The 24518-nt window shown below is 72.7% G+C and carries 24 protein-coding genes; 17 read left to right on the top strand and 7 right to left on the bottom strand.

From position 1 onward, the window contains the following. Window positions 1-32 precede the first annotated feature (32 nt). Window positions 33-2510 carry a DNA gyrase/topoisomerase IV subunit A gene (locus AC5WRL_RS22130; protein ID WP_496090380.1) on the bottom strand — a complete coding sequence of 826 codons (2478 nt, stop codon included), beginning with the start codon at window positions 2508-2510 and terminating at the stop codon, window positions 33-35. Between the two features lie 217 nt (window positions 2511-2727). Between AC5WRL_RS22130 and AC5WRL_RS22125 the strand changes: the two genes are divergently transcribed. The 3 genes from AC5WRL_RS22125 to AC5WRL_RS22115 all read left to right on the top strand — a co-directional run bounded on the left by AC5WRL_RS22125 (window position 2728) and on the right by AC5WRL_RS22115 (window position 6390). Beyond that, entirely contained in the window at window positions 2728-4098 is a 1371-nt protein-coding gene (locus AC5WRL_RS22125) for a M16 family metallopeptidase (protein ID WP_496090379.1), read from the top strand. Then, entirely contained in the window at window positions 4095-5513 is a 1419-nt protein-coding gene (locus tag AC5WRL_RS22120; RefSeq protein WP_496090378.1) for a M16 family metallopeptidase, read from the top strand. The genes AC5WRL_RS22125 and AC5WRL_RS22120 overlap by 4 nt, the downstream gene beginning before the upstream one ends. A gap of 199 nt (window positions 5514-5712) precedes the next feature. Then, entirely contained in the window at window positions 5713-6390 is a 678-nt protein-coding gene (locus AC5WRL_RS22115) for a GntR family transcriptional regulator (protein WP_496090377.1), read from the top strand. 162 nt (window positions 6391-6552) lie between these two features. Here the strand turns inward: AC5WRL_RS22115 and AC5WRL_RS22110 are convergent, their stop codons facing one another. Then, entirely contained in the window at window positions 6553-6834 is a 282-nt protein-coding gene (locus tag AC5WRL_RS22110) for an HPr family phosphocarrier protein (RefSeq protein ID WP_496090376.1), read from the bottom strand. 112 nt (window positions 6835-6946) lie between these two features. Between AC5WRL_RS22110 and AC5WRL_RS22105 the strand changes: the two genes are divergently transcribed. From AC5WRL_RS22105 to AC5WRL_RS22090, 4 genes are all read left to right on the top strand, one after another. Next, window positions 6947-9640, top strand: a complete 2694-nt coding sequence (locus tag AC5WRL_RS22105) for a bifunctional acetate--CoA ligase family protein/GNAT family N-acetyltransferase (protein ID WP_496090375.1) — start codon at window positions 6947-6949, stop codon at window positions 9638-9640. A 72-nt stretch (window positions 9641-9712) separates the two neighbouring features. Beyond that, entirely contained in the window at window positions 9713-10300 is a 588-nt protein-coding gene (locus AC5WRL_RS22100) for a DUF5998 family protein (protein ID WP_496090374.1), read from the top strand. Then, window positions 10297-11505 carry an alkaline phosphatase family protein gene (locus AC5WRL_RS22095; RefSeq protein WP_496090373.1) on the top strand — a complete coding sequence of 403 codons (1209 nt, stop codon included), beginning with the start codon at window positions 10297-10299 and terminating at the stop codon, window positions 11503-11505. The genes AC5WRL_RS22100 and AC5WRL_RS22095 overlap by 4 nt, the downstream gene beginning before the upstream one ends. 17 nt (window positions 11506-11522) lie before the next feature. Then, window positions 11523-12191, top strand: a complete 669-nt coding sequence (locus tag AC5WRL_RS22090; RefSeq protein WP_496090372.1) for a thymidine kinase — start codon at window positions 11523-11525, stop codon at window positions 12189-12191. A gap of 245 nt (window positions 12192-12436) precedes the next feature. Here AC5WRL_RS22090 and AC5WRL_RS22085 read toward each other — a convergent pair whose 3' ends face one another. Then, window positions 12437-13192: a VOC family protein gene (locus tag AC5WRL_RS22085; protein ID WP_496090371.1), complete on the bottom strand. Its 756-nt coding sequence runs from the start codon at window positions 13190-13192 to the stop codon at window positions 12437-12439. Between the two features lie 297 nt (window positions 13193-13489). On the opposite strand from AC5WRL_RS22085, the gene AC5WRL_RS22080 reads away from it, so the two are divergent. After that, window positions 13490-14308, top strand: a complete 819-nt coding sequence (locus AC5WRL_RS22080; protein ID WP_496090370.1) for a sulfurtransferase — start codon at window positions 13490-13492, stop codon at window positions 14306-14308. Between the two features lie 176 nt (window positions 14309-14484). After that, window positions 14485-14913 carry a DUF6924 domain-containing protein gene (locus tag AC5WRL_RS22075; protein ID WP_496090369.1) on the top strand — a complete coding sequence of 143 codons (429 nt, stop codon included), beginning with the start codon at window positions 14485-14487 and terminating at the stop codon, window positions 14911-14913. Window positions 14914-14938: 25 nt separating this feature from the next. Here AC5WRL_RS22075 and AC5WRL_RS22070 read toward each other — a convergent pair whose 3' ends face one another. Both AC5WRL_RS22070 and sepH read right to left on the bottom strand, forming a co-directional pair. Further along, window positions 14939-15682, bottom strand: coding sequence for a glycosyltransferase (locus AC5WRL_RS22070; protein ID WP_496090368.1), 744 nt, complete (start codon window positions 15680-15682; stop codon window positions 14939-14941). A 47-nt stretch (window positions 15683-15729) separates the two neighbouring features. Continuing rightward, window positions 15730-16710 (bottom strand): septation protein SepH, encoded by a 981-nt coding sequence (sepH, locus tag AC5WRL_RS22065; RefSeq protein ID WP_496090367.1) that lies wholly within the window; start codon window positions 16708-16710, stop codon window positions 15730-15732. 472 nt (window positions 16711-17182) lie between these two features. On the opposite strand from sepH, the gene AC5WRL_RS22060 reads away from it, so the two are divergent. Together AC5WRL_RS22060 and AC5WRL_RS22055 are read left to right on the top strand one after the other, a co-directional pair. Continuing rightward, entirely contained in the window at window positions 17183-18310 is a 1128-nt protein-coding gene (locus AC5WRL_RS22060) for a ferrochelatase (RefSeq protein ID WP_496090366.1), read from the top strand. 34 nt (window positions 18311-18344) lie between these two features. Beyond that, window positions 18345-19163 (top strand): inositol monophosphatase family protein, encoded by an 819-nt coding sequence (locus AC5WRL_RS22055; protein WP_496090365.1) that lies wholly within the window; start codon window positions 18345-18347, stop codon window positions 19161-19163. A 77-nt stretch (window positions 19164-19240) separates the two neighbouring features. On the opposite strand, the gene AC5WRL_RS22050 is transcribed toward AC5WRL_RS22055, so the two are convergent. Further along, on the bottom strand, window positions 19241-19411 hold the full coding sequence (locus AC5WRL_RS22050; RefSeq protein WP_496090364.1) for a hypothetical protein: 171 nt from the start codon (window positions 19409-19411) through the stop codon (window positions 19241-19243). 307 nt (window positions 19412-19718) lie between these two features. Here AC5WRL_RS22050 and AC5WRL_RS22045 point away from each other — a divergent pair, with 307 nt between their 5' ends. From AC5WRL_RS22045 to AC5WRL_RS22035, 3 genes are all read left to right on the top strand, one after another. Next, entirely contained in the window at window positions 19719-20372 is a 654-nt protein-coding gene (locus AC5WRL_RS22045) for a response regulator transcription factor (RefSeq protein ID WP_496090363.1), read from the top strand. Between the two features lie 5 nt (window positions 20373-20377). After that, window positions 20378-21697, top strand: a complete 1320-nt coding sequence (locus AC5WRL_RS22040; protein WP_496090362.1) for a sensor histidine kinase — start codon at window positions 20378-20380, stop codon at window positions 21695-21697. 296 nt (window positions 21698-21993) lie between these two features. Continuing rightward, entirely contained in the window at window positions 21994-22293 is a 300-nt protein-coding gene (locus AC5WRL_RS22035; protein ID WP_496090361.1) for a DUF4193 domain-containing protein, read from the top strand. 21 nt (window positions 22294-22314) lie between these two features. Here AC5WRL_RS22035 and AC5WRL_RS22030 read toward each other — a convergent pair whose 3' ends face one another. Further along, on the bottom strand, window positions 22315-22764 hold the full coding sequence (locus AC5WRL_RS22030; protein WP_496090360.1) for a DUF3093 domain-containing protein: 450 nt from the start codon (window positions 22762-22764) through the stop codon (window positions 22315-22317). A 92-nt stretch (window positions 22765-22856) separates the two neighbouring features. On the opposite strand from AC5WRL_RS22030, the gene dut reads away from it, so the two are divergent. The 3 genes from dut (at window position 22857) to AC5WRL_RS22015 (ending at window position 24482) form a co-directional block, all read left to right on the top strand. After that, a complete protein-coding gene (gene dut / locus AC5WRL_RS22025) occupies window positions 22857-23369 on the top strand; it encodes a dUTP diphosphatase (RefSeq protein ID WP_496090359.1) in 513 nt (170 codons plus the stop codon). A gap of 1 nt (window position 23370) precedes the next feature. Further along, window positions 23371-24126 (top strand): DUF3710 domain-containing protein, encoded by a 756-nt coding sequence (locus AC5WRL_RS22020; protein ID WP_496090358.1) that lies wholly within the window; start codon window positions 23371-23373, stop codon window positions 24124-24126. A 74-nt stretch (window positions 24127-24200) separates the two neighbouring features. Continuing rightward, complete coding sequence (locus tag AC5WRL_RS22015) at window positions 24201-24482, top strand: DUF6343 family protein (RefSeq protein WP_496090357.1); 282 nt, start codon at window positions 24201-24203, stop codon at window positions 24480-24482. The last annotated feature ends 36 nt before the right edge of the window (window positions 24483-24518 follow it).

Raw genomic sequence — 24518 nt, 5'->3', positions numbered from 1 at the left:
GGCGTATCGATCGGCCGCGTCCGGTGGAGTGATTACACGGGGCCGGCCACGACGGACACCGGCTTCTCCAGCGGCACCCCGGATCCGTCGCGGCGCGGGTCGGGCTCCGGCAGTGACACCGGCGCGCCGGTCTTGGACGCGGCCCGGGCCGGGGTCGCCCCCGCCCAGGCGAAGATCAGATGATCCTCGCCCTTGAGGAAGCGCTGACAGCGCACCCCGCCGGTCGCCCGGCCCTTGCGCGGATACTGGTCGAACGGCGTCAGCTTGGCCGACCCGTGCTGTGTGCCGTCCAGCGTCTCCCCGCCGTCCGCCACCGTGAACACCACGGCCTCGGCGGCCGGATCGACCGCCGTGAAGGAGATCACCCGGGCCCCGTCGCCCAGTTTGATCCCCGCCATGCCGCCCGCCTGGCGGCCCTGCGGCCGTACCTGGGACGCCGGATAGCGCAGCAACTGCGCCTCGTTGGTGATGAAGACCAGATCCTCCTCACCGGTACGCAGCTCCACCGCGCCGACGATCACATCGTCCTCGCGCAGCGCGATGACCTCCAACTCGTCCTTGTTCGCCGGATAGTCGGGCACCACGCGCTTCACCACGCCCGATCCGGTGCCGATCGCCAGACCCGGCGAGGACTCGTCCAGGGTGGTCAGACACACCACCCGCTCGTCCGCCGCCAGCGACACGAACTCCGACACCTGTGCCCCGCCGGCCAGCGCGGGTGCCGAGGTGGAGGCGGGCAGCTGCGGCAGATCGATCACCGACACCCGCAGCAGCCGCCCGGCCGAGGTGACCACCCCGAACTCGGCCCGTGCCGTGGACGGCACCGAGGAGACGATCACATCGTGCTTGGCCCGCCCGGCCGGCTCGCTGAAGACGGTGTCCCCGTCGGCGGTACGGGCCAGCAGCCCGGTGGAGGACAGCAGCACCCGGCACGGATCGTCCGCCACCTGGAGCGGCACCGCCTCGGCGGGCGCGGCGTCCGCGTCCAGCAGCCGGGTGCGGCGCTCCGTGCCGTACTTCTTGGCGACCTGGGCCAGCTCCTGGGAGACCAGCTTGCGCAGTTCGGCGTCCGAATCGAGGATCTGCGTCAGCTGCTCGATCTCCTCGCGCAGCCGATCCCGCTCCGACTCCAGCTCGACCCGGTCGAACCGGGTCAGCCGGCGCAGCGGGGTGTCCAGGATGTACTGGGTCTGGATCTCGCTCAGCCCGAACCGCTCCATGAGCGCGTCCTTGGCCTGGGCGGCGTTGTCGCTGGAGCGGATGATCCGGATGACCTCGTCGATGTCGATGAGGGCCACCAGCAGCCCCTCCACCAGGTGCAGCCGGTCGCGCCGCTTGGTACGGCGGAACTCGCTGCGCCGGCGCACCACGTCGAAGCGGTGGTCGACATAGACCTCAAGCAGCTCCTTGAGGCCCATGGTCAGCGGCTGGCCGTCCACCAGCGCCACATTGTTGATGCCGAAGGTCTCCTCCATCGGCGTCAGCTTGTACAGCTGGGCGAGCACCGCCTCGGGGTTGAAGCCGTTCTTCACCTCGATGACCAGCCGCAGCCCGTGCTCACGGTCGGTCAGGTCCTTGACGTCCGCGATGCCCTGGAGCTTCTTCGCGTTGACCAGGTCCTTGATCTTGGCGATGACCTTCTCCGGACCCACCGTGAACGGCAGCTCGGTGACCACCAGCCCCTTGCGGCGCGGCGTCACCGTCTCCACCGCCACCGTGGCGCGGATCCGGAAGGTGCCCCGGCCCTTCTCGTACGCGTCCCGGATGCCGTCGAGACCGGCGATCTGCCCGCCGGTGGGCAGATCGGGCCCGGGCACGAAGCGCATCAGGGCGTCCAGATCGGCGTTCGGGTACCGGATCAGATGCCGGGCCGCCGCGATCACCTCGCCCAGGTTGTGCGGCGGCATGTTGGTGGCCATCCCCACCGCGATCCCGCTGGACCCGTTCACCAGCAGATTCGGGTACGCGGCCGGCAGCGCCACCGGTTCCTGCTCGCTGCCGTCGTAGTTGGGGGAGAAGTCGACGGTGTCCTCGTCGATGGACTCCACCATCAGCGCGGAGGCCGGCGCCGAACGGCACTCGGTGTACCGCATCGCGGCCGGCGGGTCGTCGTTGCCGAGCGACCCGAAGTTGCCGTGCCCGTCCACCAGGGGCAGCCGCATGGAGAAGGGCTGCGCCATCCGTACCAGCGCGTCGTAGATGGCCGAGTCGCCGTGCGGATGCAGCTTGCCCATCACCTCGCCCACCACCCGGGCGCACTTCACATAGGCGCGCTCGGGGCGCAGCCCCATGTCGTGCATCTGGTAGAGGATCCGGCGGTGCACCGGCTTGAGACCGTCCCGGGCGTCGGGCAGCGCCCGGGAGTAGATCACCGAGTACGCGTACTCAAGGAACGAGCCCTGCATCTCGTCGACGACATCGATGTCGAGGATGCGCTCCTCCACCTCGGCCCCCGACGATGTTCCGGCGGCACCCCTGCCGGGCGGGGTCTTCGAACTGCGGCGGGCCATCGCGCGCGGGCTCCTTAGCTGTGAACTGAACAGAACATACGAACCAACGACCAAACGGGCCGTGAACAGGCGTAGTGCTGCGGACCATTGTGGCCCGCCCCACCGACAGCCCGAATCCGACCCGGCCGCGGTCCCGTACCGTACGGGAACTTCACACGTCGCGGCCTACCTTGCATAAGGTGACACATGTCTCCACCCTCCTCAGCGAAGGGACCTCATGCCCATGGGCCACACGGCCACCCCGCAGGACACCACAGGCGGGCTGACAGCGACCGAGCACAAGCTGGCCAACGGGCTCAGGGTGGTGCTCTCCGAGGACCGGCTCACCCCGGTCGCCGCCGTCTGCCTGTGGTACGACGTCGGTTCCCGGCACGAGGTCCCCGGCCGTACCGGTCTCGCGCACCTCTTCGAGCACCTGATGTTCCAGGGCTCCGCGCAGGTCAAGGGCAACGGCCACTTCGAGCTGGTGCAGGGCGCCGGTGGCTCGCTGAACGGCACCACCAGCTTCGAACGCACCAACTACTTCGAGACCATGCCCGCCCACCAGGTCGAACTGGCCCTGTGGCTGGAGGCCGACCGGATGGGCACCCTGCTGACCGCGCTGGACGAGGAGTCCATGGAGAACCAGCGCGACGTGGTCAAGAACGAACGCCGCCAGCGGTACGACAATGTGCCCTACGGCACGGCGTTCGAGCGGCTGGTCGCCAAGATCTACCCCGAGGGCCATCCGTACCACCACACCCCCATCGGCTCCATGGCCGACCTGGACGCCGCCTCCCTCGACGACGCCCGGGAGTTCTTCCGTACCTACTACGCTCCCGGCAACGCGGTGCTCGCGGTGGTCGGCGACATCGACTCCGCGCAGACCCTGGCCTGGGTCGAGAAGTACTTCGGCTCCATCGCCCCGCACGACGGCAAGCAGCCGCCGCGCGACGGCACGCTGGACGGCATCATCGGCACCGAACTGCGCGAGACGCTGCACGAGGACGTGCCCTCCCGCGCCCTCATGGCCGCCTACCGGCTGCCGCAGGACGGCACCCGGGCCGGCGACGCCGCCGACCTGGCGCTCACCGCGCTCGGCGGCGGCGAGTCCTCCCGGCTGCACAACCGCCTGGTACGCCGCGACCGCACCGCTGTCGCCGCCAGCTTCGGCATGATGCGGCTGGCCGGCGCGCCGTCGCTGGGCTGGCTGGACGTGAAGACCTCCGGGGACGCGCGGATCGCCGAGATCGAGGCGGCGGTCGACGAGGAGCTGGCCCGGTTCGCGCAGGAGGGGCCCACCCCCGAGGAGATGGAGCGCGCCCAGGCCCAGCTGGAGCGCGAATGGCTGGACCGGCTGGCCACGGTCGGCGGGCGCGCCGACGAACTGTGCAAGTACGCCGTGCTGTTCGGCGACCCGCAGCTGGCGCTGAGCGCCGTGCAGCGGATCCTGGAGATCACCCCCGAGGAGGTACGGGAGGTGGCCGCCGCCTGGCTGCGCCGCGACAACCGTGGCGTGCTGGTCTACGAGCCCACCGCCGCCGGGGCGGCCGGCGACGAGAGCGACCACGGCGACGTCAGCGACGACAGCGAAGGGGCGGACCGGTGACGGACGCGATCACTCCCACCATGGACCAGCACCCGCAGCCGGCCGGCGGCGAGCCCAAGCCCTGGGCGTTCCCCGCCCCCGAGCGCTCCACCCTGCCCAACGGGCTGACCGTGCTGCGCAGCCACCGCCCCGGCCAGCAGGTCATCGCGGTCGAGATCAACCTCCTCGCCCCGCTGACCGCCGAGCCCGCCGGGCAGGAGGGGCTGGCCACCATCATGGCCCGTGCCCTGTCCGAGGGCACCGACAAGCTCACCGCCGAGGAGTTCGCCGCCGAGCTGGAGCGCTGCGGCGCCACCCTGGACGCGTACGCCGACCACCCCGGCGTGCGGGTCTCCCTGGAGGTGCCCGCCTCCCGGCTGGTCAAGGCCCTGGGGCTGCTCGCCGACGCGCTGCGCGCCCCCGCCTTCCCCGAGCACGAGATCGACCGGCTGGTGCACAACCGGCTGGACGAGATCCCGCACGAGCTGGCCAACCCCTCCCGGCGGGCGGCCATGGCGCTGTCCGCCGCGCTGTTCCCCGCCGAGCACCGCATGTCGCGGCCCCGGCAGGGCACGGCGGCCAGCGTGGCGCGGATCGACGCCAAGGCGGTACGGGCGTTCTACGAGACGCATGTGCGGCCCTCCTCCACCACCGCCGTGGTGGTCGGCGATCTCACCGGCATCGACCTGGACGAGGTGCTGGCCGCGACGCTGGGGGAGTGGCGGGCCGCGCCGGCCGTGCCGTTCGCCATTCCGCCGGTCACCGCCGACGACACCGGCCGGGTCATCATCGTGGACCGGCCGGGCTCGGTGCAGACCCAGCTGCTGCTGGGCCGGATCGGCACCGACCGGCACGACCGGGTGTGGCCCGCGCAGCAGCTCGGCACGTACTGCCTGGGCGGCACCCTCACCTCCCGGCTGGACCGGGTGCTGCGCGAGGAGAAGGGCTACACCTACGGAGTACGGGCCACCGCCCAGGTGCTGCGCTCGGCCGCCGACGGCACCGGTCTGTCGCTGCTGGCCATCCACGGCTCGGTGGCCAGCGATGTCACCGGGCCCGCGCTGGCCGATCTGTGGCAGGTGCTGCGCACCCTCGCCGCCGAGGGGCTCAGCGACGAGGAGCGCGACCTGGCCGTCCAGAACCTGGTCGGGGTCGCGCCACTGCGGTACGAGACGGCGGCGGCGGTGGCCAACACCCTGGCGGACCAGGTCGAGCAGGAGCTGCCGGACGACTTCCAGGCGCAGCTGTATCTGCGGCTGGCGGAGACCGGCACCGTGGAGGCGTCGGCCGCCGTGGTGAACGCCTTCCCCGCGGACCGGCTGGTGACGGTCCTGGTCGGCGACCGGGAGCAGATCGAGGGCCCGGTGCGGGAGCTGGGCATCGGCGAGGTCACCGTGATCGGCGACGGCGACGGGGAGGGCGACGGCGCCGCCTGAGCGGCCCGGCACCCCCGCACAGCCCCGGCGGCCGGAGACGGCCACCGGGGCTGTGCCCTGTCCGGAATTCCATCCGGCGGCCGAAATCCGCCGCCTTTACCGGGGGCCCTATCGGCATTCCGGCCCCCTTGCCATACAGTTCGGTGCAGTACCGGTGGCAATGCAGAAGGCTTCGCCGGAAATGGCAATGGGGGTTTTGATGCGTATCTCCGCGCACACGGTATGCACGGCGATTCGTGATGACATTGTCAACGGTGTGCTCCCGCAGGGCTCCCGGCTGGCCGAGGAACAGCTGGCCCAGCGCTACGGGGTCTCCCGGGTGCCGGTGCGCGAGGCACTGCGCACCCTGGAGTCCGAGGGGTTCGTGGTCTCCAAGCGGCACGCCGGGGCGTGCGTGGCCCAGCCGGGGGAGCGGGAGGCCGCCGATCTGCTGGACATCAGGGCACTGCTGGAGCCGCTGGGGGCGGCCCGGGCCGCCCAGCGGCGCACCGAGGCACATCTGAAGGTGCTGCGCGGACTGGTCAGGCTGGGGAGGCAGCGCGCAGGTCAGGGGCAGGAAGCGGATCTGAGGTCGCTGGGGGACTGGTTCCACGAGACGGTCGCCCAGGCCACCGGCAGCCCCGGGCTGACCTCGCTGCTGGTGCAGCTGCGCCGCAAGATCACCTGGCTGTACGCGGCGGAGCCGGTCGGCCGGGCGGTGGTCACCTGGCAGGAACGGGGCGCCCTGGTGGACGCGATCGCCCGGGGGGACGCGGAGCGCGCGCGGGCGCTGACGGCGGCCCGTCTGGAGCGCGCGGCGCCGGCCCGCAAGCCGCCGCGCGGCGCCGGGGTGAGGGGCCTGAAACCTGCCGTAAACACAGGGCGCGGCCAGATTTAACAGCAGCCGTATACACCTGATCCCTACCGTCGGGAATTCCACTGTCGCATTGCCGGCCGCTTTTTCTGCTGCCCGGATTTCATAAAGCGGCAACAAAAAGCGGCGGAGCGGACCGCACAGCACGTGCGAGAACCACTCCGCCGCAAAAAGAAGGCAAATTATTCAGACGGTTTCCGGAAGCTCCTCAAGCCCCTCGGCGACCAGCTTCGCCAGCCGGTCGAGCACCGCCTCGGCCTCGGCCGCCTCCGACGTCAGGACGACCTCCTCGCCGCCCTCGGCGCCCAGGCTCAGGACCGCCAGCATCGACGCGGCGTTCACCGGGGCGCCGTCCTTCTTGGCGATGGTGACCGGTACGCCGGCGGCCGTCGTGGCACGGACGAAGATCGAGGCGGGCCGGGCGTGCAGCCCTTCCGCCCAGCCGATGGTGACGCGGCGCTCAGCCATGGTGTTGCCCTTCGAACTCGGAAGGCCCTGATGGGCCTGTTCATGCGTGGATCCAGCCGCCGGAACGCGCTCGCGCCTCCCCGCCGGCTGACACCAACCGTACGCTGAAGCCATGCCGATACCCGAACACCCTGTCTATCCCGGGCACTGGGAGGCCGATGTGGTGCTGCGGGACGGCGGCACCGCCCGGATCAGGCCCATCACCCCCGCCGACGGCCGGCGGCTGGTCCGCTTCTACGGGCGGGTCTCGGACGAGGCGAAGTACTACCGCTTCTTCGCCCCCCACCCCCGGCTGTCCGACCAGGACGTGCACCGCTTCACCCACCACGACTACGACGACCGGGTCGGGCTCGCCGCCACCGTCGGCGACGACTTCCTGGCCACCGTCCGCTACGACCGCGTCGACCGGCACGGCGGCCCCGCCTCCGCCCCCGCCGACCACGCCGAGGTGGCCTTTCTCGTCGAGGACGCCCACCAGGGCCGCGGGCTGGCCTCCGCCCTGCTGGAGCACATCGCCGCCGTCGCCCGCGAGCGCGGCATCCGCCGCTTCGAGGCCGAGGTGCTGCCCGCCAACAGCAAAATGATCAAGGTGTTCACCGACGCCGGCTACTCCCAGCGGCGCAGCTTCGCCGACGGAACCGTCCATCTCACCCTCGACCTCGAACCCACCGCCGCCTCGCTGGCCGTGATGCGGGCCCGCGAGCAGCGCGCCGAGGCCCGCTCCGTCCAGCGGCTGCTCGCCCCCCGCTCCGTCGCCGTCATCGGCGCCGGCCGCACCCCGGGCGGCGCCGGCCGGATGGTCCTCGACCGGCTGCGGGCCGGCGGCTTCCCCGGCCCGCTGTACGCCGTCAACCACGCCCTGCCGGCCGGCACCACCGAACTGGACGGCATCCCCGCCCACCGCTCGCTGGGCGAGCTGCCCGGGCCCGTCGACCTCGCGGTGCTCGCGGTGCCCGCCGCGGCGGTCGACCAGGTGCTCACCGACTGCGGCGAGCACGGCGTCCAGGGCCTGCTGGTGCTCTCCGCCGGGCACACCGAGCAGGCCCAGCGCCGGCTGGTGCGCCGGGCCCGCTCGTACGGGATGCGGCTGATCGGCCCCAGCGCCTTCGGGGTGCTCAACACCGCCCCCGGCGTCCGGCTCAACGCCAGCCCCACCCCGTACCTCCCACCGCCCGGCCGGATCGGGGTCTTCACCCAGTCCACCGCCATCGGCATCGCCGTTCTCGACGAACTCCACGGCTCGGGCGCCGGCCTGTCCACCTTCGTCTCGGCCGGCAACCGCGCCGATCTCTCCGGCAACGACGCCCTCCAGTTCTGGGACGAGGACCCGGCCACCGAGGTGGTGCTGATGTACCTGGAGTCCCTCGGCAACCCGCGCAAATTCACCCGCCTCGCCCGCCGCACCGCCGCCGCCGGCAAGCCCGTGGTGGTGGTACGCGGCGGCCGGCACAGCGGCGGCGCGCTGCCGCCCGGCCATGTGGTCCCCGCCACCAGCACCCCCGAGGACACCGCCGCCGCCCTGATCCGGCAGGCCGGGGTGATCGAGGCCGGCACCGTCACCGAACTCGTCGACACCGGCGTCCTGCTCGCCCGCCAGCCGCTGCCCGCCGGACCGCGCGTCGCCGTGCTCGGCAACGCGGAGGCCCTGAGCCTGGTCGCCCACGACGCCTGCCGCGCCCAGGACCTCACCCCGCTGCCCACCACGGCCCTGCCGCCCGGCGCCGGACCCGAGGAGTACCGGCGCGCGCTCGGCGCCGCCCTCGCCGACCCGGACTCCGACGCCGTCGTCGTCACCGCCGTCCCCACCGGCGGCGAGGACCTCACCGCGGACGCCCTCGCCGACGCCCTGCGCACCGCGATCGACGCCGCACCGCCGCGCCGGCCTCCGGTGCTGGTGGCCCATCTCGCCATCGACGGGCTCGCCGCCGCCCTCAGCGCCCGCGACATCCCCGGCTACCCCGCCGCCGAGCGCGCGGTGCGCGCCCTCGCGCACGCCGTACGGCACGCCCGCTGGCGCGCCGACGCCGCCGCACCCGGGCAGATACCGGCCTTCGACGACATCGACGAGCCGGCCGCCGCCCGGATCATCGCCGCCGCCACCGCCGCCGAGAGCGCCGGCCGGCACCCGCTGGCCACCGACCGCGCCCACCGGCTGCTCGCGGCGTACGGCATCGCCGTCCTCCCCGCGCTGGCCGCCCCCGACCCCGACGCCGCCGTCCGCGCCGCCCGCCGGCTCGGCTACCCGGTCGCCCTCAAGACCACCGCCCCCGGGCTGCGGCACCGCGCCGACCTCGACGGCATCCGGCTCGGCCTGGCCACCGAGGGCGAACTGCGCCGCGCCCACGCCGAACTGGCCACCGCGCTCGGCTCGCACGGCGCCCCGCGCCCGGTCGTCCAGTCGATGGCACCGCGCGGCGTGGACACCGTCGTCCGCGCCGTCGCCGACCCGGCGATCGGCGCCGTTCTCTCCTTCGGCCTGGCCGGACCCGCCTCCGAACTGCTGGGCGACATCGCGCACCGGCTGCTGCCCGTCACCGACCGCGACGCCGCCGCCCTGGTGCGCTCCATCCGGGCCGCCCCCATGCTCTTCGGCTGGCGCGGCGCCCGCCCCGTGGACACCGGTGCCCTGGAGGAACTGCTGCTGCGGCTCGGCCGACTCGTGGAGGACCACCGGGAGATCGCCGCCGTGACCCTCGAACCGGTGGTCGTCGCCCCGCGCGGGCTGAGTGTGCTGGCCGCCACCGTCGCGCTGGCCCCACCTCCACCGAGCCCCGACCTCGGCCCCCGCCGCCTCCCCGCCTACTGACCCGGGGCCGGTGGGGCACGTACCCGGGCAAGGGGCCCATGACTGTCAGCGGCGCCCCGTAGGATGGACTCCATGGCGAAGACCGGTACGACATCCCAGGGGTTGCGGGAGGCGATCGAGCGCAGCGGCTACTACCCGGCGCTGGTCGCCGACGCGGTGGAGGCCGCCGTCGGCCGGGAGGCCGTGGCGTCCTATCTCGTGCACCAGGAAACGACGTTCGACAGCAATGAGGTGCGTCGGCATGCCACCGTCCTGGTGCTGACCGGCACCCGGTTCATCGTCAGTCACACCGACGAGCAGTCCGCCGACAGCAGCGCGCCCGCGCCGTACGCCACCACCTCCACGGAGTCCGTGAAGCTCGACCGGATCTCCTCCGTGGTGCTCAGCCGAGTGGTCTCCGACCCGCAGTCCTACAAGCCCGGCACCCTGCCCCGCGAGGTCGTGCTCACCATCGGCTGGGGCGCCGTCTCCCGGATCGACATGGAGCCGGCCAACTGCGGCGACCCCAACTGCGAGGCCGACCACGGCTATACGGGCTCCACCACCGCCGACGATCTCTCGCTGCGGATCAGCGAGGCCGGGGACGGCCCCGAAACCGTGCGGCAGACCCTGGAGTTCGCCCAGGCGCTGTCGGAGGCCACCGCGGCGGCCGGCAAGTGACGCACGCCCCCGCCCACCATGACCACGCACCGGACCCCGTCCCGCTGGACCCGCGGCAGGCGCCCGCACCCGCGTACGGCGCGGGATCGCTCGCCGATCTGCTGCCCGCCGCCGTACCGGAGCTGACCGCACCGCGCCCGGGTGCGCAGTTCACACTGGCCCCCGCCGACCGGGTCGCCGTCTTCCTCATCGACGGGCTCGGCTGGCAGGCGCTGTGCGACCATCCGCATCTGGCGCCGTTCCTCACCTCCCTGCTCCCCAGCTCGCGTGGCGGCACCGGGGCGCCGATCACCGCCGGCTTCCCGTCCACCACCGCCACCTCACTGGCCTCGGTGGGCACCGGACTGACCCCGGCCGCGCACGGCCTGGCCGGCTACAAGGTGCGCGACCCGGACCGCGGCCTCCTGATGAACCAGCTGCGCTGGAACCCATGGACCGAGCCCACCCACTGGCAGCCGCACCCGACGGCCTTTCACCGGGCCCAGGCCGCCGGGGTGGAGACCTCCCAGGTGTCCGCCCCGCACTTCGAGCACACCCCGCTCACCCAGGTGGCGCTCAGCGGCGGCACCTTCCACGGCCGCCTCGACGCCGGGGAGCGGATGGACCTGGCGGCCCAGCGCCTCGCCGCCGCCGACCGCACCCTGGTGTACACGTACTACGCCGAACTCGACGGCGCCGGCCACCCGTTCGGCATGGACTCCGACGCCTGGCGCGGCCAGCTGCGCCACGCCGACGCGCTCGCCCAGCGGCTCGCCGAGCAACTGCCGCCGCGCAGCGTGCTGTACATCACCGCCGACCACGGCATGGTCGATGTGCCGCCCGGTGAGGAGTGGCGGCACGACTACGACGAGGACTGGGAGCTGTCCGCCGGAGTGGCGCTGCTCGGCGGGGAGGGCCGCGCCCGTCATGTGTACGCGGTGCCCGGCGCCGCCGCCGATGTGTACGCCGTGTGGCGCGAGGTGCTGGCCGATCACGCCTGGGTGGTGACCCGCGAAGAGGCCATCGCGCTCGGCTGGTTCGGGCCGCCGGGCGCTCCCCTCGCGCCGCGGATCGCGGACCGGATAGGCGATGTGGTGGTGGCGATGACCGGCAACCACGCCGTCACCGCGTCCGTCACCGAGCCCAAGGAGTCCGCGCTGATCGGCATGCACGGTTCACTCACGCCCGCCGAGCAGCTTGTTCCGCTCCTTGAAGTCCGCACCTGACGGGAAACAACTGATCCGTGGCTGAACTCGCCTTCTTCTCCGGCACGATGGACTGCGGGAAGAGCACCCTCGCACTCCAGATCCAGCACAACCGGTCCGCGCGCGGCCTCTCGGGCATGATCTTCACCCGCAACGACCGGGCGGGGGAGGGGCAGCTCTCCTCGCGGCTCGGGCTGGTGACGGACGCGGTCGAGGCGGATGAGAAGTTCGACTTCCACGTCCATCTGGTCAAGCACCTCACGGCGGGCGGCCGGGTGGACTATGTGATCGCGGACGAGGCGCAGTTCCTGTCCCCCGAACAGGTCGACCAACTGGGCCGGGTGGTCGACGATCTGGGCATCGACGTCTTCGCGTTCGGCATCACCACCGACTTCCGCACCCGGCTCTTCCCCGGCTCCCAGCGACTGATCGAGCTCGCCGACCGGGTGGAGGTCCTCCAGGTGGAGGCGCTGTGCTGGTGCGGGGCGCGGGCCACCCACAACGCCCGTACGGTGGGCGGCCGGATGGTCGTCGAGGGCGCCCAGGTGGTGGTCGGCGATGTCGGCGCCCCGGCGGGAGCCCGCGGCGAGGTCGGCTACGAAGTGCTGTGCCGGCGCCATCACCGGCGCCGGCTGACCGCCGCCACCGCCGGTGCGGGGGTGCTGTCTCCCGAGGTGCTTCCGGTCGACGGCGCCCCCAGGACCTGAACCCTGGGGCCTGTCTGTCGGGTCCCGCCTGGTCCGTACCGCCTGGCACCGGGGGCACCTCCCAGGACCTCAAGGGCCTGGGGGAACCTCGCCGCACTCCGCTTCGCTCCGTCCCTGATCTCTTGAGAGACCTGGGAAGCAGAGCTGTCGAGACGTCCGGGTAGCCCTCCCCAAGCTCTTCGGGCAGGGGATACCCCATGGCCGGGAGGTGCCCCCCGCACCCGACGCCGCGGGCCCAACCGGCGCTATCCCGCAGACAGGCCCTGGCCGCGCTGCCGGCGGCTCGGGTCCACCAGGGCGAACGGCGCGCCCTCCGGGTCCTCGACCGCCGCCACGATCCCGAACGGGGTGTCGTGCGGCTCCTTCAGCAGCCGCCCGCCCAGCTCACCGACCCGCACGGCGTCCCGGTCGATGTCCCGCACCGAGAAGTACGTCATCCAGTGCGGGCCCCGGTCGTGCGGCAGATCGGAGCCGACCCCGGCGATCCCGGCCACCGAGCGGCCACCGAGCCGCAGCGTGAGATGGTCCGAGCCGGCCGGCAGCGCCGGGGTGGGCACCGCCTCGTAGCCGAAGACCATCGAGTAGAACTTGCTGACCAGCGCCGTCTCCGGGGTGATCAGCTCCGTCCAGGCGGGGGCGCCCGGGGTGTCCCGGAACGGCGCGCCGTGGTACGTACGCCCCTCCCAGATGCCGAACGCGCCGCCGCACACATCGGCGGCGATCGCCAGCCGCCCGACCTGCTTGGCGTCCATCGGGCCCACCGCCACCGTGCCGCCGCAGTCCCTGATCATGGCGGAGGCGGCGTCGGCGTCGCCGGTGGCGATGTACGGCAGCCAGGCCGAGGGATGCCGTACATCGGCGGCGATCTCCCCGACCCCGGCGACCGGCCGCCCCTCGTGCAGCGCCCGCACATACAGCCCCAGCTGCCGGGGCCCTTCCTCGAACTCCCATCCGAACAGGCTCCGGTAGAACTCCTGGCTGCCCGCCAGGTCGTGCACCATCAGACTCGCCCAGCAAGGTGTGCCCGGTCTGGGGGGAGCCGTTCCTACGGTCATGCTCGTCTCCTTGTGGCCCTCATCGATGCGGTCCGGCGCACGCCGGTGCCGCTCACCTTCCAGTGTCCCCCGATCAAGGTCCCCACCGCTATGGCGCCTCGCCATGCCGCCTCGGAGCCGTCCGACGGATCCCGCCCGCCGGGCGACGCCCGGCAGGCACGTTCGCCGCACTCCGCTTCGCCCGGTCGCTGTCCTGCTGCCGGCGCTTGCCCCCAGGCAGCCCCTGGGCGCGAGAATGGCCGTATGAGCGTGCTGATCACGGCGGCCGATCTCGCGGCCGACCTTCACACCCCCGTCCTGCTCGATGTGCGCTGGCAGCTGGGCGGCCCGCCCGGCCGGCCGGCCTACGACACCGGTCATCTGCCGGGGGCCGTCTATGTGGACCTGGATACGGAGCTGGCCGGTACGGCGGGGGCCGGGGGCCGGCACCCGCTGCCGGACCCGGCGGACTTCGGCGCGGCGATGCGGCGCGCGGGGGTCCGCGCGGACCGGCCGGTGGTGGTGTACGACGGTGGGCAGGGCTGGGCGGCGGCGCGGGCCTGGTGGCTGCTGCGCTGGGCGGGCCACGAGCGGGTGCGGGTGCTGGACGGCGGGCTGGCCGCCTGGCCGGGCGAGCTGACCCGTCGGACGCCGGAGCCGGTGCCCGGCGACTTCGTGCCGCGCCCCGGCGCGCTGCCGCTGCTGGACGCGGCGGGCGCGGCCCGGCTGGCCAGGGAGGGGTTGCTGCTGGACGCCCGGGCGGGGGAGCGGTACCGGGGCGAGGTGGAGCCGATCGACCCGGTCGGCGGCCACATCCCGGGGGCGGTGTCGGCGCCCACCACCCAGAACGTGACGGAGGCCGGCCTGCTGCGTGCCCCGGCCGAGCTGCGGGACCGCTTCACCGCGCTGGGCGCGTCCGAGGCCACGGCGGTGGGCGTGTACTGCGGCTCGGGGGTCTCGGGCGCCCACACCGTGCTGGCCCTGGCGGCGGCCGGCATCGACGCCGCGCTGTACGCGGGCTCCTGGAGCGAGTGGACCACGGACCCCACCCGCCCGGTGGCCACCGGACCGCTGCCGGGCTGAACGGTCGCCCGCCCCTCGCCGACGGCCGTCGGCGAGGGGCGTGGCGGTGCTGATCCTCCGTCACCGGGGGGCCGGGAAGCGCCGGATCGCGGCTGGATAGTGTGGCGCCGAGACCGGCTCTGCGGGGAGCCGCACCGTGCCACCGCCGTGTTCCGAACCCAGCTGAGGAGAACCTTGTGAAGACCCTGCCGGAGACCGGTGAGGCTCTGCTGATCCGCACCGATTTCTCCGATCCGGCCGCTTGGCAGGCCCTGTGCACCGCGGTCAACACCCCCTCGGAGGACGGCTTCCTCGCGAACTTCGGCACCGTGGACGACCCCGCCTTCCGCGATCTGACGACCGAGCAGCTCCTGGCCCGGGCCACCGGCGACCACTATCTGCTGTTCATCGCCGACAGCACCGCCCTCACCGCTCCCGGGATGCCCCTGCTGGCCGTCCTGCTGAGGGATGAGGAGGACGAGGACGACGAGGAGTCGCAGAGCGGCGAACTGCGGGTCATAGCCGAGGAGCTGTGGGGGATCGAGAACAACATCTCCATCGCCAACATGGGCTGGGACGAGTTCGTCGACGGAGCGGACGAGGACGGGGTGTTCCGGGGCTTCTGACGCCTGCCCGCCCGCACCGGTCCGCTCAGCCGGCCCGCCACAGCGCTCTGAGCGCGACCGCCTGCCGGGAGATCAGGTCCGCCATCGCCCCGAAGTCGGTGGTGTCCGGGTAGTCCGGGCGGGCGGTCGTCTGGGCCGGGTGCTTGCGGTAGATCCCGCCCGGCTCGGCGATCATCAGACCGGGGGCGACGGCCGCACAGCTGAGCACCACGGCGATGGTCTCCCAGGCCGGCAGCGCACTCCAGCCGCCCACCGCGTGCAGCAGCGGGGCGCGGACGGTCAGATGGGTGCCGACCACGGGAAAGGCACCGGCCCGGTACTCCGCCAGCAGAAAATCGAACCCGAGCGGGCCGGGCGGCGGATCGTACGGCCCCGGGCGCAGCGAGCCGTCCGGCAGCAGGTCCAGGCACGCCGAGACGCACCAGCCGGCGTCCGGGTGGGCCGCCATGGTCGCGATGTCCCGCCCGATGGCTCCGGGCGTGAACAGATCATCGGCGTCCAGCGCCCGGACCAGCTCACCGCGCGCCCGGGACAGGGCGACCGTACGGGTCACGGCGGCGCCGCCGCGCCGGTTGCGGCCCGGGGAGATCCAGGAACTGGGGGGCAGTTTCGCGAGCGGTCTCCCGGTGAGCCCGTCCTCCTGGACGAGCCACTCCAGCCGCCACCCCGGCGGCAGGCACTCCGCCTGCTCGGCCAGCGAAGCGTGGGCCTCGTCCAGATAGTCGTCGCCGCCCTCGTGGACGGCGGTGACGACGGAGAAGACCGGCATGAGCACCCCCTGACACGCCCCGGTTGGCCCGCCCCGCCCCGGCCGGGTCAGTCCTTCTTCTTGCGGCGGGTGCCGAAGACGATCTCGTCCCAGCTGGGGACCGCCGCCCGGCGGCCCGGGCGGACGCCGTCGGCCTCCGCCTGGCGGTCCGTGCTGCCGGTGAGCCGGTCGCGGTGGCCGGCCACCGTGCGGGGCATGAGCACGTCCGCGTAGGCGGACCCCGCGCTCGCCGCCGGGGCGGCCGGCTCCACCGCCGTCTCCTCGGCCACCGCCTCCTCGGGCCCGTCCTCGCCCGCGCTCAGATCCGGCACCACCAGGTCGCCACGGAAGCTGGGCACCGCCTCCAGCAGGCTGGTCAGCGAGTCCGAATCGCTCTCCTGCTGCCGCGCCGGCGCGCTGCCCTCCCGGGGCAGCCGGGCGATCCGCGGCACGAACGGGGTGGCCGGCTCCGGCGGCTCCTCGCTCTCGCCCAGCAGCGCCCGTGCCTCGTCGTCCACGGCCTGGACGAGCCGGCGCGGCGGGTCGTACATCCAGCTCGCGGAGTGCGTCTCCCCGGCCACCCGGTAGACCAGCAGCACCTCCCAGGTGCCGTCGTCCCGGCGCCAGGAGTCCCAGCGGACCGCGTCCTTGTCGGCGCCGCGCAACATCAGCCGCTCGGCGACCGCGTCACCGAGCTGGGGCCCGGCGCTCTCGCCGGGCCGGCGTACCGGGGTCTTACGGGCCCGCTCCGCCATGAACGCGCGCTCGGCGAGCACCGGACCCTCGAAGCGCCGCACCCGGTCCACCGGGATGCCCGCGAGCTGGGCCACTTCCTCCGCCGTGGCACCGGCTCGTATCCGGGCCTGGATGTCCCTGGGCCTGAGGTGGTTCTCCACCTCGATCTCGATCTGCCCCAGACGCGCGCGGTCATTGCGCACGGCGGCCCGCAGCCGCTCGTCGATGGGCAGGGTGTATTCCGTGTTGTCGGCAGCCTTGAGCACCAGACGTGTGCCGTCATTGCTCACGGCCACGACACGCAGTTCGGGCACGAGGACCTCCCGGTGGTGCCTGCCGACGTCACGTACGTCGCTGCTCCCGCTGGACGAGTGTGACCTGCCCGGGTGCAGCCTGCCACAACCTTGCCGACTTGCCCGGCGTGTCGGGCCATGGCCCGACACCTCCGTTATGGCACAGTCACCACTTTGCCACGTGTGGTGACCGGCGCGGATGTGGCGATCCGAGCGGTCCGGACAGGGGTTGAGGCCAGGAATGTTCACACTACTCCATTAGGGCCACGCGGGTGGGGCGCCGCGCCGTGGAAGTTCTCCCGGGGCAAGGGAGTTGGCCATGGAGCAACAGATCACATTCAGGTGACTACCCATCCCAATGAGGTGAAAACGGATGGAGTTGCCGGACATTCCCGCCATCGGGCCCGGCGTTCCCGGGTGGAGTACACCGCTGTGCGGCGATCGGGGGAACCTCGCCCCCCGATCGCCGGGGGCGGGTGGCAGGATCGGTGCCATGGATCGCGCGACCGACCCCCGCCCCTACGACGCCCTGCTGCTGCTCTCCTTCGGCGGTCCGGAGGGCCCGGACGACGTGCTGCCGTTTCTGGAGAACGTCACCCGGGGCCGCGGCATCCCCCGCGAACGGCTGGCCGAAGTCGGCGCCCACTACCACCTCTTCGACGGGGTCAGCCCGATCAACGGTCACAACCGCGAGCTGCTGGCCGCGCTGCGCGCCGACTTCGCCGCCCACGGCCTGGACCTCCCCGTCTACTGGGGCAACCGCAACTGGGCGCCCTATGTGACCGACACCCTGCGCGAGATCGTCCGCGACGGCCACCGCCGGGTGCTCACACTGGCCACCAGCGCCTACTCCTCGTACTCCAGCTGCCGCCAGTACCGCGAGGACCTCGCCGCCGCGCTGGCCGCCCTCGCCGAGGAGGGTCTTGAGCTGCCCCGGGTGGACAAGCTGCGGGTCTACTACAACCACCCCGGCTTTCTCGACACCATGGCCGACGGAGTGCTCGACGCCCTTCGGTCGCTGCCCGCCGAGGTACGGGAGGGGGCCGTGCTCGCCTTCAGCACCCACTCCATCCCCACCGCAGCCGCCGACACCTCGGGCCCGCCGGCCGGCCACGGCCGGGGGGGCGCGTACGTCGCCGAACACCTGGACGCCGCCCGCTGGATCGCCGACACCGTCGCCGAGCGCACCGGCGTCCCCCGGAACTGGGAGCTGGTGTACCAGTCGCGCAGCGGCGCCCCGCACATCCCGTGGCTGGAGCCGGACATCTGCGACCATCTGCGGACCCTGCACAAGGCGGGCGCCCCAGCGGTGGTGATGGTGCCGATCGGCTTCGTCTCCGACCACATGGAGGTCCTCTACGACCTCGACACCGAGGCGCTGGCGGTGGCCGCCGAGCTGGGCCTGCCCGCCGTACGTTCCGCCACGGTGGGCACCGACCCGCGGTTCGTCGCCGGGATCCGCGACCTGGTGCTGGAACGGGCCGCCACCGAACGCGCCGAGCACCCGCGGCGCTGCGCGCTCGGCACGCTGGGCGCCGGACACGATCTGTGCCCGGTCGGCTGCTGCGCCGCCCGTACCCCGCGCCCGGCCGCCGCCGGCGCCGATTCCCCCTATGCCTGACCCCGAGCCCGCGACCACCGAGGAGCCCCGGCCCATGTCCGAGTCCGTGTCCCCGACCGAACTGCTCGCCCTCGCCCGGGAGGCCGGGCGGCGCGCGGGTCTGCTGCTGCGGGACGGGCGGCCCGCCGTTCTGGGGGTGGCCGCCACCAAGTCCAGCCCGATCGACGTGGTCACCGAGATGGACATCGCCGCCGAGAAGCTGATCACCGGCCATCTCGCCGAACACCGTCCCGACGACGGCGTGCTGGGGGAGGAGGGCGGATCGAGCGACGGCACCAGCCCCGTGCGCTGGATCATCGACCCGCTGGACGGCACCGTCAACTACCTCTACGGCCTGCCGCAGTGGGCGGTGTCCATCGCCGCCGAGCTGGACGGGGAGGTGGTGGCCGCCGCCGTGGAGGCCCCGATGCGCGGCGAGTCGTACTACGCGGTACGCGGCGGGGGCGCCTTCCGGGTGCGGGCCGGCGGCGCGCCGGAGCCGATGCGCTGCCGCCCCGCCGCACCGCTGGAACAGGCCCTGATCGGCACCGGCTTCAACTATGTGACCGCCGTGCGCACCGCCCAGGCCGCGCTCGCCCAGCGGCTGATCCCGCGGGTCCGCGACATCCGGCGGTCCGGCTCGGCGGCCATCGATCTGTGCGACGTCGGCGGCGGCCGGCTGGACGGCTTCTACGAGCGCGGACTGCACCCCTGGGACCTGGCGGCCGGCGATCTGATCGCCCGCGAGAGCGGCGCCCGTACCGGTGGCCGCCCCGGGCAGCGCCCGGACGGCGACCTCACGGTGGCGGCCAGCCCGGCCGTCTTCGACCGTCTCCAGCCGCTGCTGGAGGAGCTCGGCGCCTGGCACGACTGATCGGCCGGGCGTGCCGTCCCCGCAGACAGGAGGGCCCCGGAAGCAGCCGCTCCCGGGGCCCTCGCGTTCTTCCAATGTCAGACGGCGGAGCCGACCTGCACACCATGTTCAGCGGCGAGCCGGCGGAGATCGTCCAGCTCGGCCTGCTCGACATCCACGGTGAACACATCTCCAGCTTCATGAGCGCGGTGCAGATCGGACTCGGTGCTCTCGATGCGCTGCAGGATTCCAGCGGTGAACGCGTCCAAGGTGCGCCCCCTCGTCTTCGATCGGCGGCACTGGGGAGGTGCCGGGTGGGGTGCGGTCACGGCGGCCCGACCGGTCAGCAGCACGCGTGGGCTTGCTGCCTGAAGGGGGGTGATCGCGGGGTTGGAGGGCTCTTCCCCGGCCCCCGCGACCCGGAAACCTGCCCGATCGGTAAAAGTCCGCGCGCCGCCCGTACGTCACCTCGGCCGCCCCTGTCCCTTACCACCGGTTTACCCGGGAGCGAGGCAGGATGGAGCGGGGAGCCCCATCGGGGTCCCGTCGGGCAGGGCCGAGGGAAGGATCAGGGACGTGCGCGTACTCGTCGTGGAGGACGAGCAGCTGCTCGCGGACGCGGTGGCCACCGGGCTGCGCCGGGAGGCCATGGCGGTGGACGTGGTGTACGACGGCGCCGCCGCCGGTGAGCGCATCGATCTCAACGACTACGACGTGGTGGTGCTGGACCGCGACCTGCCACTGGTGCACGGCGACGACGTGTGCCGGCGGATAGTGGAGCTGGGGCTGCCCACCCGGGTGCTGATGCTGACCGCATCCGGGGACGTCAGCGACCGGGTGGCGGGCCTGGAGCTGGGGGCGGACGACTATCTGCCCAAGCCCTTCGCCTTCACCGAGCTGGTGGCCCGGGTACGGGCGCTGGGGCGCCGCTCGACCGCCGCGCTGCCGCCGGTGCTGGAGCAGTCCGGCATCCGGCTGGACCCCAACCGCCGGGAGGTCTTCCGGGACGGCCGGGAGATCCATCTGGCGCCCAAGGAGTTCGCCGTGCTGGAGGTCCTGATGCGCGGCGAGGGCACCGTCATCTCGGCCGAGCAGCTGCTGGAGAAGGCGTGGGACGAGAACGCCGATCCGTTCACCAATGTGGTGCGGGTCACCGTGATGACGCTGCGCCGCAAGCTCGGTGAGCCTCCGGTGATCACCACCGTGCCGGGCGCCGGATACCGGATCTGACCGCCATGGCCGCTCCGTCCTCCCCCTCGTCCCCCTCCTCCCCGCCGCCACCGCCGCCGCCCTCCCAGCCGCCGTACGCCGGGCGTCCGGCCCCGCGCCGGCCGGCCGCGCCGCCGCGCCCGGACTTCGACCCGCCCGAGGCCGATCCGCCGCGCAGCTGGCTGCGGCCCACCATCCGGATCCGGCTGACGCTGCTGTACGGCGGGATGTTCCTGTTCGCCGGGATGCTGCTGCTGACGATCATCTATCTGCTGGCGGCCGAGGCGCTGCACAAGGGGAACGCGCTGCCGTTCCTGATCACCAGCGACACCCGGGTGCAGATCACCTCGGACTCCTGTCAGGGGATCTCCGGGAATGTCACCAGCGACCAGTTCAAGGACTGGCTGTCGGGGTGTGTGGACATCCAGCGGGACGTGGCGCTCAAGGCGCTGCTGCGGCGCTCCCTGATGGCGCTGCTGGGTCTCGCGGTGGCGGCGTTCGCGTTCGGCTATGTGATGGCCGGGCGGGTGCTGTCCCCGCTGGGCCGGATCACCCGTACCGCCCGTCAGGTGGCCGGCTCGGATCTGCACCGGCGGATCGAGCTGGATGGCCCGGACGACGAGCTGAAGGAGCTGGCGGACACCTTCGACGAGATGCTGGACCGGCTGGACCGGGCCTTCACGGCGCAGCAGCGCTTCGTGGCCAATGCCTCGCACGAGCTGCGGACGCCCCTCGCCATCAACCGCACGCTGCTTGAGGTGCAGCTGTCCGATCCGCAGGCGTCCCCCGAGGTGATGCAGCTGGGCAATACGCTGCTGGCCACCAACCGGCGCAGTGAGCAGCTGGTGGAGGGACTCCTGCTGCTGGCCCGCAGCGACAACCAGATCGTGGAGCGCAAGCCGGTGGATCTGGCGGAGGTGGCGGGGCAGGCGCTGGAGCAGACCCGGGGCGAGGCGCAGGCCAAGGGGGTGGAGCTGTCGGGGGTACGGCCGCCGGTGTACGTCCAGGGCAACGGGGTGCTGCTGGAGCGGGTCGCGCTGAATCTGGTGCAGAACGCGGTGCGGCACAACCTCGCGGAGGGCGGCTGGGTCCGGGTGGACACCGAGGTGCGTCCGGGGCAGGCGGTGCTGATCGTGGAGAACAGCGGGCCGCTGGTGCCCGCCTACGAGGTCGATAATATGTTCGAGCCTTTCCGTCGGCTCGGCAAGGACCGCACCGGAAGTGACAAGGGTGTCGGCCTCGGCCTGTCGATCGTCCGCTCGGTGGCCCGGGCCCACGGCGGCCACGTGGTGGCCGTGCCGAGGGAGAGTGGGGGGCTCGTGATGCGGGTGACCCTGCCGGTCTGAGATCATGCACTGGCGGGATCTCAGTCGGCATTGAGCGGAATTGGGCCACGTGTGATATATCGCATACGCAAGCCCCATTTTTTGGGGATTGCGGCGGTCCAGCACTGGCCTGTCCGCTGTCCTGAGCCCGATCGGCGGGCGGAGATGATCACCTCTTCAGGCGTTCGATCGGGTGTCGATTGAGTAACAGGACTTGATGTGAGGCAAAATCTCCGCTTCGGGTCGGGCACAAAGTTCGACCCTCCCGCGTTACCAGCGCTGGAGAGAGACCACAGAACCCAGAGGGGGAGAGAAACATGGCTACGGATTACGACAGTCCACGCAAGACTGATGACGACGTCAACGAAGACAGCATCGAGGAACTCAAGGCCCGGCGGAACGACAAGTCCGCCTCCACGGTCGATGTCGACGAGTTCGAGCAGGCCGAGGGCCTGGAGCTGCCCGGAGCGGACCTTTCCAACGAGGAACTGTCCGTCCGGGTGCTGCCGCGCCAGGCCGATGAGTTCACCTGCATGAGCTGCTTCCTGGTGCACCACCGCTCGCAGCTCGCCTTCGAGAAGGCCGGCACCGGCCCGATCTGCAAGGACTGCGAGTGACCGTCCGCCCGGACTGAGGTGTCAGACCGCGTCCGGGCGGGCCGAAAGCGCGGCGGCGAGCCGATCGGGCCGCCGGGTCGACAGATAGAGATAGGGCGTCGGGTCCTGCGGATCCGTCACCTCGACCCGGACCGCCGTGGGGATGTAAGCACGCAGCAACATATGAGCCCGGGCATCCGCTCGATGGGTGCGCCACGCGCGCGCCTCATCGGCGTCGAGCGCCCGGGCCTCCCCGAGGGCCGACAGCGGAATCCGGGCGTCGCCCGCCACCAGCGCACCGGCCACCACCCGGATCCGCGCGGCTCCGTAGGTGCTCAGCGCCACCGCCGCCAGGGCCACCCCCACCACCAGCCCGGCGATCAGCGCCGCCGTGCCCAGCGGAAGCAGCGAGATGGCCAGCAGGGCCACCACCCCGGCGGCCATCAGCCACCAGGAACGGGGCACGGTCAGTCGTTCGTCGTACGGCTTCATACGGCCAAGCATGGCAGGCAGCTCCCGGCGGTCGCGGGCGGCGGTAGGGTCTGCACCGTGAGTGCCCACCGGACCATCCCCGAGGTGACCTTGTGAACCCAGCCGCCCTGGACATCCTCCTGAGGCGAATCGACCCGGAGGTCCCGATCCCCTCCCGGGCGCGGCCCGGGGACGCGGGGGTCGATCTGGTCACCACCGAGGCGGCGGAGCTCGCCCCCGGCGAGCGCGCCGTGCTGCCCACCGGGGTTTCCCTCGCCCTGCCCGAGGGGTACGCGGCCTTCGTGCACCCCCGTTCTGGCCTCGCGGCCCGCTGCGGGGTGTCCATGGTGAACTCCCCCGGCACCATCGATGCCGGGTACCGTGGGGAGATCAAGGTCATCGCGATCAATCTCGATCCGCGGGAGAGCGTGCGGTTCGAACGATTCGACCGGATCGCACAGCTGGTTGTCCAGCGGGTCGAGACCGTACGGTTCCACGAGGTCGATCAGCTGCCGGAATCCGTACGTGCCACGGGGGGTTTCGGCTCCACGGGCGGTCATGCCGGCCTGGACAACCCCTATGCTGCGGTCGGCTCCGGCGGGATCGCCGGCCGGAAAGGACAGTGACGTGTTCGGACGTCGTCGCAAGAACGAGGAGCCCGAGGAAGCCGTCGAGGCCACCGAGCAGGAGGCACCCGACGAGGCCGAGGTGCGCCGGGTCAAGCTGGAGCCGGCGCCCCGCCCCGAGGGCCCCTGGGATCTGAGCGAGGTCGGCAGCCCCGCCGAGGGCCGGGTCGACCTGGGCGGTCTGTACGTCCCGGGCGTCCAGGGCATGGAGCTGCGGGTCGAGGTCGCCGGGGACGCGATCGTGGCCGCCACCGTCGTCCTCAAGGACAGCGCCGTACAGCTCCAGGCGTTCGCCGCGCCCAAGCGGGAGGGCATCTGGTCCGAGGTGCGTGAGGAGATCGCCTCCGGCATCACCCAGCAGGGCGGCATCATCGACGAGACCGAGGGCCCGCTGGGCTGGGAACTGCGGGCCCAGGTGCCCGTCCAGCTGCCCGACGGCAAGCGCGGCATGCAGACCGTGCGGTTCGTCGGCGTGGACGGCCCGCGCTGGTTCCTGCGCGGCGTGATCTCCGGCCAGGGCGCCGTGCACCCGCAGGCCGCCGGCGTGCTGGAGCAGATCTTCCGCGACACGGTCGTGGCCCGCGGTGACGGGCCGATGGCCCCCCGCGACCCGATCGTGCTCAAGCTGCCGGAGAACGCCCAGATGGTGCCGGACGGCGTCAAGCAGGAGAAGGCGGGCGAGCCCACCGAGACCTCCCGCTTCGCGGGCGGCCTGGACCACCTGCGCCGCGGCCCGGAGATCTCCGAGGTCCGCTAGCGCCGCTCCGTACCGTGTCACCGGCCTCCTCGCGGGTACCCGCCCGCACACCGGACCAGCGAGGAGGCCGCACCATGGACAACCGCGATCCCCGGCGGCGTACCGGCACCGAGCCGGTCACCGCCAAGAGCGATCTGCCGCTGCGCCGGCTGCTGTCGCTGATCTTCATCCCGGTGTTCGCCGCCGGCACGGTGCTGCTGGCCATCTGGGCCGCCCACAGCGGCTCCGGATCCAGCCCCGGGCGCCCCGCGCTGATCACCCTGGCCGGCATCTGCGGCGTCCTGACCCTGGTCGCGATCCTGGACCTGCTGATCATCGGCCGCCGCAGACGTGAGGAACGCGAAGCCCGCCGCTGACCCCCGGCCCGGCTTTCCGGCCGGGCACCGACAATG

It is taken from the genome of Streptomyces sp. NTD107 (assembly GCF_059510435.1).
This window is presented reverse-complemented; position numbering and strand designations above follow the sequence as displayed.